The sequence below is a fragment of the Halobacillus sp. K22 genome (assembly GCF_052246795.1).
Taxonomy (GTDB): Bacteria; Bacillota; Bacilli; order Bacillales; family Halobacillaceae; genus Halobacillus.
In genome coordinates, this window is record NZ_JBQQCN010000005.1 from 15,416 (window position 1) to 29,476 (window position 14,061).

At 42.3% G+C, this 14,061-nt stretch carries 12 protein-coding genes; 10 read left to right on the forward strand and 2 right to left on the reverse strand.

Going from position 1 to position 14,061, the window contains the following annotated elements:
• Positions 1–25: 25 nt before the first annotated feature.
• On the forward strand, positions 26–1,846 hold the full coding sequence (locus ACTWPM_RS05450) for a putative bifunctional diguanylate cyclase/phosphodiesterase (protein ID WP_443132053.1): 1,821 nt from the start codon (positions 26–28) through the stop codon (positions 1,844–1,846).
• 1,047 nt (positions 1,847–2,893) lie between these two features.
• On the opposite strand, the gene ACTWPM_RS05455 is transcribed toward ACTWPM_RS05450, so the two are convergent.
• Positions 2,894–4,282 carry an alanine/glycine:cation symporter family protein gene (locus ACTWPM_RS05455; protein WP_443132054.1) on the reverse strand — a complete coding sequence of 463 codons (1,389 nt, stop codon included), beginning with the start codon at positions 4,280–4,282 and terminating at the stop codon, positions 2,894–2,896.
• A gap of 222 nt (positions 4,283–4,504) precedes the next feature.
• Between ACTWPM_RS05455 and ACTWPM_RS05460 the strand changes: the two genes are divergently transcribed.
• Genes ACTWPM_RS05460 through ACTWPM_RS05470 form a run of 3 tightly spaced genes read left to right on the forward strand, consistent with a single transcriptional unit; the run spans position 4,505 to position 6,160 of the window.
• Positions 4,505–4,969, forward strand: a complete 465-nt coding sequence (locus tag ACTWPM_RS05460; RefSeq protein ID WP_443132055.1) for a low molecular weight protein-tyrosine-phosphatase — start codon at positions 4,505–4,507, stop codon at positions 4,967–4,969.
• Positions 4,970–4,981: 12 nt separating this feature from the next.
• On the forward strand, positions 4,982–5,311 hold the full coding sequence (locus tag ACTWPM_RS05465; RefSeq protein WP_443132056.1) for a YtxH domain-containing protein: 330 nt from the start codon (positions 4,982–4,984) through the stop codon (positions 5,309–5,311).
• 9 nt (positions 5,312–5,320) lie between these two features.
• A complete protein-coding gene (locus ACTWPM_RS05470) occupies positions 5,321–6,160 on the forward strand; it encodes a YihY/virulence factor BrkB family protein (protein ID WP_443132057.1) in 840 nt (279 codons plus the stop codon).
• Between the two features lie 48 nt (positions 6,161–6,208).
• Here ACTWPM_RS05470 and ACTWPM_RS05475 read toward each other — a convergent pair whose 3' ends face one another.
• Entirely contained in the window at positions 6,209–8,122 is a 1,914-nt protein-coding gene (locus ACTWPM_RS05475) for a heavy metal translocating P-type ATPase (protein WP_443132058.1), read from the reverse strand.
• Positions 8,123–8,387: 265 nt separating this feature from the next.
• Here ACTWPM_RS05475 and ACTWPM_RS05480 point away from each other — a divergent pair, with 265 nt between their 5' ends.
• From ACTWPM_RS05480 to ACTWPM_RS05505, 6 genes are all read left to right on the forward strand, one after another.
• Entirely contained in the window at positions 8,388–9,275 is an 888-nt protein-coding gene (locus ACTWPM_RS05480; RefSeq protein ID WP_443132059.1) for a transporter substrate-binding domain-containing protein, read from the forward strand.
• Between the two features lie 9 nt (positions 9,276–9,284).
• Complete coding sequence (locus tag ACTWPM_RS05485; RefSeq protein ID WP_443132060.1) at positions 9,285–9,977, forward strand: amino acid ABC transporter permease; 693 nt, start codon at positions 9,285–9,287, stop codon at positions 9,975–9,977.
• Between the two features lie 867 nt (positions 9,978–10,844).
• A complete protein-coding gene (locus ACTWPM_RS05490; protein WP_443132061.1) occupies positions 10,845–11,627 on the forward strand; it encodes a metal ABC transporter ATP-binding protein in 783 nt (260 codons plus the stop codon).
• Positions 11,624–12,478: a metal ABC transporter permease gene (locus ACTWPM_RS05495; RefSeq protein WP_443132062.1), complete on the forward strand. Its 855-nt coding sequence runs from the start codon at positions 11,624–11,626 to the stop codon at positions 12,476–12,478. Before ACTWPM_RS05490 ends, ACTWPM_RS05495 begins: the two co-directional genes overlap by 4 nt.
• Complete coding sequence (locus tag ACTWPM_RS05500) at positions 12,478–12,888, forward strand: Fur family transcriptional regulator (protein ID WP_443132063.1); 411 nt, start codon at positions 12,478–12,480, stop codon at positions 12,886–12,888. The genes ACTWPM_RS05495 and ACTWPM_RS05500 overlap by 1 nt, the downstream gene beginning before the upstream one ends.
• A 115-nt stretch (positions 12,889–13,003) precedes the next feature.
• Positions 13,004–14,050: a metal ABC transporter solute-binding protein, Zn/Mn family gene (locus ACTWPM_RS05505; protein WP_443132064.1), complete on the forward strand. Its 1,047-nt coding sequence runs from the start codon at positions 13,004–13,006 to the stop codon at positions 14,048–14,050.
• The last annotated feature ends 11 nt before the right edge of the window (positions 14,051–14,061 follow it).

Here is a 14,061-nt window from a genome sequence, read left to right on the forward strand (position 1 = left end):
GTTTTCACATGAGGAGATATAGAATGTGGCGAATAAAGATACCCCGATTGATTTAGAGAAAATTACCCATATTTGTGAGCAGCTGGCATCCAAAGCGGGAGACACTTCTTCCTTTACCCTTTTGGAAGAAGTGAAGAATATTATCCTCCCACACATAAAAGAATATGAAGAATTGGAATCAAAACGGTTTCTTCAAAGACAGGATTTCTCACGTACGCTTGAAGCTATCGTGAACGTAGTATTTAAAGTAAAGAAGAAGGAAGATCAATCGTTCTACTATGCCCTGTTTGAAGGGAAATTGGCGAAAGACTTAGGATTGACTACAGCTTTGGTAAAAGGGAAAAGTTTAGAAGAGCTGTTCACGTACGAACAGGCAGCTTTTTTCCGTCAAAAATATGTACTGGGTTTTTTAGGAAAGACAATATCTTATAAACATTTTTATAAAGGAAGGTATTTCCAAACTACGCTTTCTCCTATCCAAGAAAATGGAAGAGTTACAGAATTTATCGGAAGTTCAGTTGAAGTAACTTCTTATGAAGAAGCAGAACAGCGGATCGAACACATGGCTTCCCACGACCATTTAACCAATCTCCCTAACCGAAACAGGCTTCATAAAGATTTTACGGACTTCAGCAGCGCAGCAAGTCCATTTACGATTATGTTCTGTAACCTGGACCGATTCAAGTATGTAAATGACACCATGGGGCATATGGCTGGAGATCAGGTGCTGCTGTTAATGGCTGAGAGGATACAGCGTTCACTTTCTGCGAAAGATCAACTGTACCGTATGGGTGGGGATGAGTTCGTTGTGTGCCTGGAGGGCGAGCATTCTCCGTCTGAAATTGTCAGGCTGGGGAAAGAGATTTTACATAATATCCGTCACCCAATTAACTTGCTGGGGAGACAGTTTTTTATTACCGCAAGCCTCGGCGCAGCACAATATCCTAAGGATGGATCAACGGTTGCTCAACTGCTAAGCAGTGCTGATATCGCGATGCATTTCTGTAAACGGAACGGGGGTCAGAATTTGTTATTTTACCTGCCTAATATGAACCAGCATTACGAAACAGTAATTACTTTAGAAGGGGACTTGCGACAGGCAATCACAGGGAATGAGCTTTATTTACATTATCAGCCTAAAGTGGATATCCGTACGGGCTACATAAGCGGAATGGAAGCTTTAGTAAGGTGGGAGCATCCGAAACGAGGGAGGGTCTCTCCAGCAGAATTTATTCCAGTTGCTGAGGAAACTGGATTGATAAACCAGCTCGATGAGTGGGTTCTCAAGGAAGCCTGCAGGCAGAATCAGGAGTGGATTGATCACGGATATGCGCCTGAGCGAGTAGCTGTTAACGTTTCGGCCAATGAGATTCAGCGCAATGATTTCTCTGAGAAAGTAAGGCGCATCTTAATGGAAACCAGACTGGAGCCTCAGTACTTAGAAATTGAAGTAACGGAAAACAGTGTCATGAGAAATACGGAACAATGTATTCAAACCATGCAGGACCTTAGATCAATGGGAGTATCTTTATCCATTGACGACTTTGGGACAGGATACTCCTCGCTAAGCTATCTCCGCCAGTTTCCTATTCACTATTTGAAGATTGACCAGGCTTTTATCAAAAGAGTACTGACCGATCCGAGTGACGCGGAAATCGTCAAAACGATGATTCAGCTGGCCGACGCCTTCAAATTGGAGGTTGTAGCGGAAGGGATAGAGGATCAGGATGTCCTGGATTTCTTAAGAGAGAATGAGTGTGCCTACTATCAGGGATATTACTTCAGCAAGCCATTGCCTCCCCACGAGATGGAAAAGCTGCTGATCAAAAAGCAGATCTACTCCTAATAAAACCCTCCAGTAAAATCAATTTATTTTAAAGATAAGCTCCCATTACTTGAAAACTCAGTTTCGAGATAACTCCGGTCCGTTGCCAAAAAAGAATGAGGGCGGCTACGGAAACAACTCGCTTTCCTAAGGGGTAACAGGCAAGCTCCTCAGTCGTTAACACTCCTTGTGGGGTCTCGCCTAGCTCCTTCTCCCGTTCTTACACTCATGATAGATGGATTCATAATTTAATTCCTAAACGGCATGGAGTGCTATCCAGCTTCAGCACCTAGCGGCTAGTGAGACTTCCCTCGCTTCTGTACGAAAAGGCAACATCGAATCGCTCCGCTCTTCGTGTTTTCTTTATCTCCGCCAGCTCTAGGCTAGTTTTGGTGCCTAGCCTCTCGAGGTCTTAACTCCAACCATGATAGGAAGAAGGGCACTTCCTTTCATGGTCGTTCTTAAGCTTGTCGAGGCTGAACAAGGCACCTCCACATTTAAACGTCCAGTCCATACGCCGCTGACCAAGGTGCTTCCGCTTTCAAATTGTGAGTCTCGTTGTTTCCTTCGCCACCCCAGCGTAAAAGGACTCTGCCATTGGAGATATAAGCCATAATGCTTCTGCTTCAAATGCTTCTACAACAAGGTTCCTACACGTAAACAAACATTAAATCCCAGGTTTGTGGATTATAGATGATCCTTGTTCATTGGAAGGCGTTTAAGCAAAGATTTCGTGCTCTCAATAATCGCAAAGGGGCGGAAGGGAACGGCGAAGACTCCTGCGGGATGAACATGACAGGTGAGGCCCCGGAAGGCGCCAGCCTGAGGAGACTCAGCGCAAGGGATGTTCGACTAAGGTCGCCACGTCCTGTGGCAACGTCGAACGACCCTGCGTCGTGCAGGGCCGCGGAAAGCGAGTCGTTCCCTGGAGCCCCTTTCTCTACACAATATCTCGAAACTGAGTCTTATAGTAACCGGTCCGATTGTGTAAGAATTGTAAATCAATAGGGACGATTTAAAGACTCAACAAAAAAGCAGGCCGGAATTTCTTCGGGCCTGCTTTTTTGTTTAATTTGTATATTGTGCTTTTTTCTCCTGTTCCCGCTCTTTTTTAGCTACTTTAAGGAACTTGGTTGTTTCAGCTCCTACAACACCTGATAGAAGCAGTAAGCCGATTAAGTTTGGAAAGGCCATTAGTCCGTTCATAACGTCTGCGAACTTCCAAACCGTATCAAGCTGAGCAACGGCACCTACGAAAACGAATAATACAAATACAATTTTGTAAAGTCCTAATCCTCTTTGACCGGTTAAATAGCCGAAACATTTTTCTCCATAGTAGGACCAGCCTACAATTGTAGAGAAGGCAAAGAAGACCAGGCCGATCGTAACGATATAAGACCCAAAATCACCTAGGAAAACGCCGAACGAAGCGGTTGTTAGGTCAGCTCCATCCAGCTGTCCTTTATATTGTCCGGCCATAACAATGGTCAAGCCGGTCATGGTACATACAATAATGGTATCAATAAAAACCTGGGTCATGGACACTAATGCCTGACGTCCGGCATAATCCGTACGTGCGGCTGCGGCCGCAATAGGCGCCGATCCCAGACCGGCTTCGTTGGAAAATACACCACGGGCCACACCAAAACGAATCGCTGTTCCAAGAAGACCACCGCCAACTGCGCTGCCTGTGAAAGCATCACTGAAAATAGTTCCAAAAGCCGGAAGTACTAAATTCAAGTTCATAACGATAATAATAAGTGCACCAACAATATAAAAAACAGCCATGATTGGTACAAAGAAAGCTGTTACTCTCCCGATACTGCGGATCCCACCTAATAGAACAAGCCCGGCAAAGAATAATAATATGAGTCCAGTTACCCAATGTGGCACGCTAAAGCTTGTTTCCATCACGTCGGACACCGAGTTTGATTGCACCATGTTGCCGATTCCAAAAGCTGCTACGGCTCCAAATATGGCGAAAAGAACCCCAAGAGGTTTCCCGAGCCACTTTGTTTTAAGCCCCCTGGATAAGTAATACATCGGTCCGCCTGCCATATTTCCATTTTGATCCGTAATCCGGTATTTAACGGCCAGAACGGCTTCTGCATATTTAGTAGCCATTCCGAATACGGCAGTAATCCACATCCAAAACACTGCACCGGGTCCACCAAGAAAGACTGCGGTCGCCACTCCTGCGATGTTACCTGTCCCAATAGTTGCGGCGAGGGCGGTAGTTAACGCTTGGTAATGGGAGATATCTCCTTTTTCATTCTTTTTCTCTTTGGCTGGTTTGAAGGCCAGCCTTAAAGCGTAGGGAAGAGTTTTAAACTGTAGAAACCCAAGCCTTAGAGTTAAGTATACACCAGTACCAACTAATAGAATTAATAAAACCGGTCCCCATACAATCGCGCTTGCTGCATCAAAAAAGTTATATAATGCCCCTTGATCCTCCATGAATATCCCCCTTCAATTTCTTGAAAATTATGTCTATATATAAAATATTCCGAAAATTATGTATAAAAGTCAAGGAATTTTCAAAAGTTAGAGGAATTAAATCCTGGTTTATAATCACAAGTTGGGGGAAATTATCCACTAGAGTTGTCGAGATAATGCAGGAATTGAAGAGGATTCATAGAAATTATTAAACATGAAATACTATACTTGGGGGCTTAGGAAATGATTCGTGTACTTTTTGTCTGTTTAGGTAATATATGCCGTTCTCCTATGGCTGAGGCCATATTTAAGGACTTAGTGAAAAAGGAAGGACTGGAAAAAGAAATTACAACTGATTCTGCTGGTATAGGGCACTGGCATGAAGGCTCGATTCCTCACGAAGGAACGAGGGGAATTTTAGATGAACATTCCATTTCCTATGAAGGAATGAAAGCTCGACAGGTTGCAGAAGCGGATTGGGACGATTATGATTATCTTATTGCTATGGACAGTAAAAACATTCAGGATCTCAATTCCATCCGTGAAAAAAACGGAGTGACCGTAGCTAAACTTTTGGATTATACCTCTCATGAGGAAGTTGACGTACCGGACCCGTATTTTACCGGGAATTTCCAATACGTATATGAACTGGTAAGTGAAGGGTGTTTTCGCTTACTTGAGCAAATAAAAAAAGATAACCATTTATAAGGAGGAATTGTTATGGGACAGCAAAAGTTATGGAAAGGTGTAGTGATTGGAGCTTTGGTCGGCGGTGCGCTTGTACTAATGGACCGGGATACAAGACAGTATGTAGGGACGAGGTCACGCGAAGCTGGAACGAAGTATAAAGGTTACGTAACCAATCCATCGGACGCCATCCATTCGGTTAGGGTAAATTATGAACAATTTTCTAAACGGGTAAGTAAAGGATTAGAAGATTTAATTGAAATATTGAATAAAGCAGAAGACGTATTGAATAGAGTAGGAGAGATTAATAAAGAGGTTGAACAACAATTGAAAGCAGTAGATGATCCAAAAGAAGCTTCTTAAGTTAGGGTGATGGAAATTTTGAATAGCGTTTTAACATTTGGAAAAGAGCTGCTGACCCGTTTTAGAGATGATGATGTTGCGGGGCTGGCAGCTCAGCTTGCTTATTTCTTCCTGTTATCATTATTTCCATTTATGATTTTCCTGCTTACGTTACTTGGTTACTTAAATATTGACGAAGAACGAGTTCTGGCTGTGATTAGTACCTATGCTCCTCCTGAAACCTTTGACTTGATTACAGAAAACGTAACTTCCTTGTTAAAAAGTGGAAGCGGAAGTCTTTTATCAGTAGGTCTCCTTGGTACATTGTGGGCAGCATCTGTTGGCGTAAGCGCCATTATGCGTGCTTTTAACCGCGCTCATAATGTAGAAGAAGAACGGTCTTTCCTTGTATCAAGGTTTATAGCGATCATCTTGACCATTGCTATGGTTCTCGTTATTTGTATTGCTTTTTTGCTGCCGGTTCTTGGACATACGGTCGGAGTTTTTATCTTTTCTTCTTTTGGCTTATCGGATAGTTTTATTGAAGCCTGGGGAACGCTTCGTTGGGCGATTTCGTCGATTATCTTCTTCATTGTTTTATCCTTTTTATATGTAACCGCTCCAAGTCTTCGTTTGAAATACAGGGACGCAGTAGCCGGCGCAATTTTTGCTACCATCGGGTGGCAGCTCGTGTCCTTATTGTTTTCCTTTTATGTGAGCAGTCTCGGAAACTTTTCAGCTTTTTATGGAAGTTTGGGCGGAGTCATTGTCTTAATGATCTGGTTTTTCCTATCCGGCATCGTTATTATATTAGGTGGTGAAATCAACGCCATCTTCCGTCGTCGTCGGAGAGACAAGAAATATTCCTGAACAAAATAAACGGCACCCCGGTTCCAAAGTCGAGCCGGGAGTGCTTGTTTATTTTAATAATCGCAGACCATTAAGGATAACCAGAATGGTGCTCCCTTCGTGTCCAACTACACCGAGAGGAAGATCAATAACCTGAAGGAAATTGCTGATGATTAACAGCATGATTATGGTTATGGAGAAGACTACATTCTGCTTAACAATCCGATTCATGCGCGAAGATAATCTTCTCGCTTGTGAAATCCGCGATAGGTCATTTTTTATTAAAACAACGTCTGATGTTTCAAGTGCTACATCGGTGCCTCCCCCCATAGCCACTCCTACATTGGCCGTAGCAAGGGCGGGAGCATCATTAATTCCGTCTCCTACCATGGCTACCTGAGTGAAGTGATCTTTCAATTTCTTTATCTCTTCCACTTTTTTCTCAGGAAGCAGTTCGGCAATATAGTGGTCAACTCCGGCTTCAGATGCAATAGCTTCAGCGGTAGCTGAGTTGTCGCCTGTCAGCATTATGGTATAAACACCCTGCTTTTTTAATTCTTCTATAGCCTTTTTGGTATCCTCCCGAACCGTATCCTTCATAGCAAAAACAGCAGCAATTTCATTATTCTTTTTTACAAAAATAACGGTTTTACCTTGTTTGGCTAATGTTTCAGCGATTCCATTCTGGAAAAGGTAGGCTTCCTCTTTCCCGACAAAATCAGGCTTTCCAACTTTCCATTCATTTCCTTCGTGAAAGGCTTTTACACCGTTTCCGCTTATATCCTGCATGTGTTCCACTGGGCTTAGGGGCACTTTTTCCTGTGAAGCATACCGCACAATAGCCTGCGCAATAGGGTGGTTCGATTCCTGTTCGATGGAAGCTGTAATAGAAAGGATCTTTTCTTTACTTTCTTCTCCTGCATAGAACACATCGGTTACCTCAGGGGTTCCATTAGTCAACGTTCCCGTCTTGTCAAACGCGATTGCATTCAGATGCGCCAAATTCTCAAGGTGCACACCGCCTTTAAAAAGGAGACCATGACGTGCTCCGTTTGAAATGGCCGACAAAGTAGCCGGCATAATGGAGGCTACTAAAGCACATGGGGAAGCAACTACAAGCAGGATCATCGCTCTATAGATCGTATCCATCCAGCTCCAGCCAAATAAAAAATGGGGAAGGAATAACATCACAGCGACTACAAAGAGAACAATCTTTACGTAAGTACTTTCAAATCGCTCAATGAAAAGCTGAGAAGGAGATTTCTCGCTTTGTGCAGATTGAACCATGAGTATAATTTTTTGAAATAACGTGTCTGTTGATTTCTTGGATACTTCAACAGTTAGACTTCCATTCAAATTCACTGTGCCAGCAAATACTTCTTTTTCAATCCCCTTGGTTACAGGGACAGATTCTCCAGTAATCGTACTTTCATCAATTGAACTTGCACCTTTAATAATCGTTCCATCAGCCGGGACACGTTCCCCTGGTTTAATTAAGATCAGATCATTTATATGCAAGTCAGTTACCGGAACAATTTCGTATCCCTGTTCAGTCAATTTTAGCGCCACTTCGGGCTGCAAGTCCATTAAAGAAGAGATCTCCTTCTGGCTTTTATTTAATGTGTATGTTTCCAGGGCCCCACTCAGCGCAAAGATAAAAATCAAAATGGCTCCCTCTGTCCAGTAGCCGATAGCTGCAGAACCAATGGCTGCTAAAATCATAAGCAGTTCCACATTCAGTTCTTTTTCGTGTATGGTGTCTTCAAGACCTTCTTTGGCTTTTGCAAAGCCACCGATTACAAAAGCAGCGATATGAATAAATACAAAAGCGCTCTCAGAGATGTAACTGGATAAAAGCCAGGCGGTCAACACAAGAACTCCGCTTAATAATGCAGCCAGAAGTTCTCCGTGCGTTTTCAGAAAATTAAAAGAAGGATAAATGAAACGACTTTGGATGGGGAGAGACCGGGATTCAGAAGACATGATTCTCAACTCCTTGATATAATTGATAACGATTATCATAACCAACTAGCTGTGGAAGGGTGTTTTTTTGGATTTAGATTAAAATGATTATAATTTGATATATATTATTAATATACCACTAAAACGTGTCTAGTCAAGAGTAAAAGAAGCACTATTTTTTGACAATGGAGGAAATCAATATTCGAGCAAGCTGGTTGATATAAATGCCTTAATATTGCTATATTTAATAGGTGCTTAACAATTTAAGAAAGGTGGATATTCATAAATGCGTAAAGGACTTTTATTTATACTTATACTTACGCTTTCTGTGATACTTGCCGCTTGTGGATCAAGTGGAGATGAAAACAGTGAAAGCAGTGAAGATAACAGCTCCAGCCAGGAGGCATCTGGTGAAAAATGGAGTGAGATCAAAGAAGATGGGAAAATTGTAGTCGGTACAGCTGGGACATTATTTCCGGCCTCTTACTATCCGGAAGGTTCGGACAAACTGACGGGCTATGATATCGAAATAATGAGAGAGGTTGCTAAACGTCTGGACCTTGAACTGTCTTTTAAAGAGTACGGAGTAGATGCGTTATTATCCTCCATTAATAGTGGCCGCGTGGATATGGTTATTAACGATTTCCAGCCGACAGAGGATCGTAAGGAAAAATTCGCATTCAGTGAACCTTATAAGTATTCTTATTCTACAATGGTCGTCCGTGAATCTGATCTTTCTGGAATTGAAACGTTGGAAGATCTGGAAGGTAAGGTACACGGAGGAGGAGCTACCACGGTATACTCTCAAATTGCCGAGCACTTTGGTGCAGAAACAAAAAGTTACGGAAATGTTGCGAATGATGTGTACCTTCGTGACGTAGCGAACGGCCGCACGGATTTCATCATTAATGATTACTATTTGCAGACACTCGCTTTAAAAGCTCTTCCAGAGATTGAAGTACAGCTTCATCCTGATCTTCAGTTCCACCCAACCACTTCAGCGATTGTGATGCCTAAGGATGCACAGACGCTGAAAGAGAAGGTTGATGCCACGCTTCAAGAGATGAGAGAAGACGGCATGCTTACGGAAATTTCAAAAGAATTCTTCGGAGGAAAAGATGCTTCCAAGAAACCTGAAAAAGATGTCCGTGAGCTTGAAGGCATCGACTTGTAAGGGTTTATTATGTTAGGAATTCAAATTGATGAGATTAAATTAGACCAGCTTTTTGATACGGAAACCGCCTGGAACAATCTTCCCTTCATTTTAGAAGGGGTTCCGCTCACCTTGCTTATTTCAGTGATAGGTATGACCATAGGGCTGATTATTGGCTTTTTCCTTGCACTTGCCAGGGGAGCGGATCCGATTTGGCTAAGATGGCCTGCCCGCTTATATATCTCATTCATGCGCGGAACGCCGATTCTCGTCTATTTATTTGTGTTGTACTATGGATTTCCGCTTATTGGTATAGAGTTTTCTGCGATAATGGCTGCTATTATAGGTTTTGGTACAAACAGTGCCGCTTATATTGCGGAAATAAATCGCGCCTCCTTAAATAGTGTTTCTTATGGACAATGGGAATCCGCAAGGGCTTTAGGATTCTCCTATTGGCAGACAATAAGACGGATCATCATGCCACAGGCCACGAGAATTGCCATTCCGCCGCTTGGTAACGTATTTTTGGATCTTTTAAAAGCTACGTCACTTGCAGCGATGATTTCTGTACCGGAAATCTTAAACAAGGCTCAAATTGCAGCAGGACGAACGATCGATTCGTTAACGATGTACATTACAGCTGCATTAGTTTATTGGCCGCTGACGATGCTGTTTTCTGCTTTACAGGATTATTTGGAAAAGCGCTACAACAAGTATTTATAGTTCCAACAAGCCGCCGGAGGAAAAATTACTCTGGCGGTTTTATTGTCTCTGTTAAAGTTTATTGTTGTTTTTTCATAAGAAGCTTATTACACAATAGGGCCGGTTTATGGAAGACTCGATTACCAGATAAATCCTGGTCCGTTACTTAAAAGGTATAGGTTTGGTGGGGAAATAACTCGCTTTCCTATGGGGGAACGGTGAGCTTCCTCGCTCGTTTCACTCCCTGCGGGATCTCTCCTGATTCCTTCACCCATGGGAGTCTCGCCATTTCCCCACCAACCCAGCCAAGGGAGAATAACGGACCCTTTCAGAAAAGAGAATGCTCTTCTTCTAAATAGGTCCTAAATGCTTATATGACAAGCTTTTTCACATCGTTTTAGCATGAAATACACTCTTCATCTCATCTTTTTTTCTCGCCAAGCAAACCGCGTATTTAGTGGTTTCGAGTTTCTGATTCAGCCAGGTCCGGAGGGGGACGATGTAGACTCCTGCGGGATGAAAATGACAGGGGAGACCCCGGAAGGCGAAGCCTGAGGAGGCTCCGCGCATTCCCGCGGAAAGCGAAATCGTCCCCCGGAGGACCTTCCGCTCAACAAATATCTCGAAATCAAGTCTTCAAGTAATGGGAGCTTATCCTTAATATCAACACGGAAGTTTAACAGAGCCATTTTTTTAGTAATAATAAAGCTTCTCTAATGGATAAGTATTGCGTGAAAAGCCGTTTTGTTTTATGATGAAAGTTGTGATTTAAATCGTAACCATTATGAATTAGTTGAATAGAAGGGGAACATCCCTGTCATTTACTTAAAGCTCTATGTCTTATATAATTTAAATCGTAATCATTATTATTTTTTGAGAGGGATTAAAATGAGTAATCATCCAATTGTAAAGATGGAACAGGTCTCTTTTAAATATGAAAGAGAATGGGTCGTAAAAGATGTGAATTTGACCATTAGACAGGGGCAGTTCCTGGGATTGGTTGGCCCTAATGGTTCAGGCAAATCCACATTAATTAAGCTCATGCTTGGCCTTGCTAAACCTGACCGGGGTTCCATTACTCTTTACGACCGTCCAATTAAAAACTTCAGTAACTGGCAGGAAATTGGTTTCGTTTCCCAAAAAGCCAATAGTTTTAACTCCGGTTTTCCAGCCACAGTGCTCGAGGTTGTGAAAGCAGGTTTGGTTTCAAGAATTGGTACATTTAAGTTTTTTAATAAAACACATAAAGATAAAGCGATGCAGGCTTTGCATACAGTCGAAATGGAAGATTACGCTCATTCTAATATAGGAGAGTTATCGGGAGGACAGCAGCAGAGGGTGTTTATAGCTCGTGCGCTGGTCAGCGATCCTTCTCTCCTTATTTTAGACGAACCAACGGTAGGGGTGGATGCTAAGCATGTGACCGAATTTTATGATCTGCTCGGCCGTTTAAACAAAGAACAGGGAATTACATTGTTAATGGTAACGCACGATATCGGAACCATCACTGAGCATGCGACCCAGGTGGTTTGTATGAATAAAACCGTTCACTTCCACGGAAATACTGAGGAGTATAAAGAATTCAACGATGAAGACTTAAACCGCCTGTATGGCCATTCTGTACAGCAGTTGACTCATAATCATCATCATGACGAGGTGAATCCTTCATGATTGATAGTTTTTTTCAGTATGAATTTCTACAAAACGCAGCGATTACTGGGATTCTGATCGGGATTGTAGCCCCTCTTCTCGGTGTATTTATTGTGGTTAGACGCCTATCGCTTATTGCGGATGCTTTATCCCATATTACTTTAACGGGGATTGCAGCAAGCTTGTTATTGGAAAAAAAGGTCACAGGCATTAACGACTGGAACCCTGTCTATATGGGGATGGTCTTTTCGGTTGGCGGTGCAATTTTAATTGAAAGACTCCGAAAACTTTATAAGCATTATGAAGAACTTGCTATTCCGATCATCCTATCAGGTGGAATAGGGCTTGGAGTTATTCTTATTTCACTTGCTGACGGTTTCAATACCGATTTGTTCAGCTATCTATTTGGAAGTGTAACGGCTGTGGATCGGACAAGCATGTGGACAGTGCTCATTATTACTATCATGGTTATTGCTATTGTTATACTATTTTATAAAGAATTGTTTGTATTATCCTTTGATGAAGAACAGGCAACGATTTCCGGGGTGAACGGCCGGTGGATTCACCTGTTATTTATTGTTATGGTAGCGCTCGTTATTGCCGCTTCCATGCAGGTGGTGGGTATCCTGCTCGTTTCTGCCTTGATGACACTTCCAGTTGCCTCAGCGTTACGCCTGGCGAGGAGCTTCAAGCAGACAATCGGACTTTCGATTGCATTTGGTGAAACCTCCGTATTAATCGGTTTGTTTTCATCTTACCATTTGAGTGTGCCTCCGGGCGGAACGATTGTTATGGTTGCCGTAATTATTCTTGTGATGACGATTCTTTTCAAAAAAGTTAGAACCCAACAATGGATAAAGGGTGAATTATAATGAATGTTGAGACTGCGTTACAGCGTTTAAAGGAAAAAGGTTATAAACGAACGAAACAAAGAGAACGGATTGTCGAGATATTTGTTCAGCAGGATCAGTACATCGCCGCAAAAGAGATCTTAAAAACGATTCAAGAGGATTTCCCCGGGGTCAGTTATGATACGATCTATCGAAATCTTTACCTGCTTACGGAAGAAGAAATTCTGGAGGCCACTGAGCTTAGAGGAGAGAAACATTTCCGGCTGGGGTGTGACACCCATGGTCATCACCATCATTTTATATGTACCACATGTGGAAAAACGAAGTCTATTGAATTTTGTCCGATGAACAGCATCAATGAAAATTTAAAAGGCTATGATATTGAAAATCATAAGTTTGAAATTTACGGAAAATGTCCTCAATGCAATTAAAGGTCTGCGGTGTCAGGCATCGCAGACTTCTTTTTTTAAACTTTCAAAAAGTAACGGTTACTATTTACAAACTGTAATCGTTACGATACAATTTTGACGTAATGGAGGAGGAGAAATGGTGAAAAAACTAGCAATAATATTATTTATAACGATCTTAGCGTTATTCATGGCGGCATGCAGTGAAGACACTTCAAGTGAGGAAGGTTCATCTGGAGAAAATGATAAGTCTCCTTTGCAAATCCATACGACTGTATATCCTTTACAGTATTTTACGGAACAAATTGCCGGAGATGCAGCTGAAGTGGAAACCATCCTTCCGCCAGGGACAGATCCTCATACGTATGAGCCAACAACTAAGGAAATGGTGAATATGGCTGAGGCTGATGCCTTTATATACAATGGAGCAGGTTTGGAAGGTTATGCTCAAAAAATCTCTGATTCTTTGAAACCTGAAGATGTTAAGGTATTGGAAGCGGCTAAAGGGATTGATTTAGAGGAGAGCGTGCATAACCACGGGGAAGAGACCGAGAACAGTGAACATGCCCATGAAGACGAGGATCATGCTCATACTGACGAAGAAGATAGCACGTCCCATGAGGATGAAGAGCAGAGCGATCATGAAGGCCATAATCATGGAGAAAATGATCCGCACGTATGGCTTGATCCCATCCGGGCGATCCAGTTAGCTGAAAATATAAAAGAAATGCTTGTAGAGCTAAAGCCTGATCAAGAGGAACAATTTAACCAAAACTTTGAAGAACTAGAACAGAAGCTAACGGAGCTGGATCAGCAATTTCACGAACAATTAGAAAATAAGCCAAAAAATGAAATCATAGTTTCTCATGCCGCCTATGGTTACTGGGAGCAGGCATACGGAATCGAACAAATTGCTGTTTCCGGTTTAAGTCCATCCAATGAGCCTTCCCAAAAGGAATTGGAGAATATTATTGAGACAGCTGAAGCTCATGATTTAAACCATGTTCTGTTTGAACAGAACATCACCCCTAAAGTGGCGGAAGTGGTTCAAAGTGAAATTGGAGCTGAACCTCTGCGCATTCATAATCTTTCGGTGCTGACAGAAGAAGATATTCAGAACGAGGAAAATTATATCAGTCTGATGAAGCAGAATCTGGAGAAGTTAAGTGAAGCTTTGGCTGAATAAAGAAAACTGCG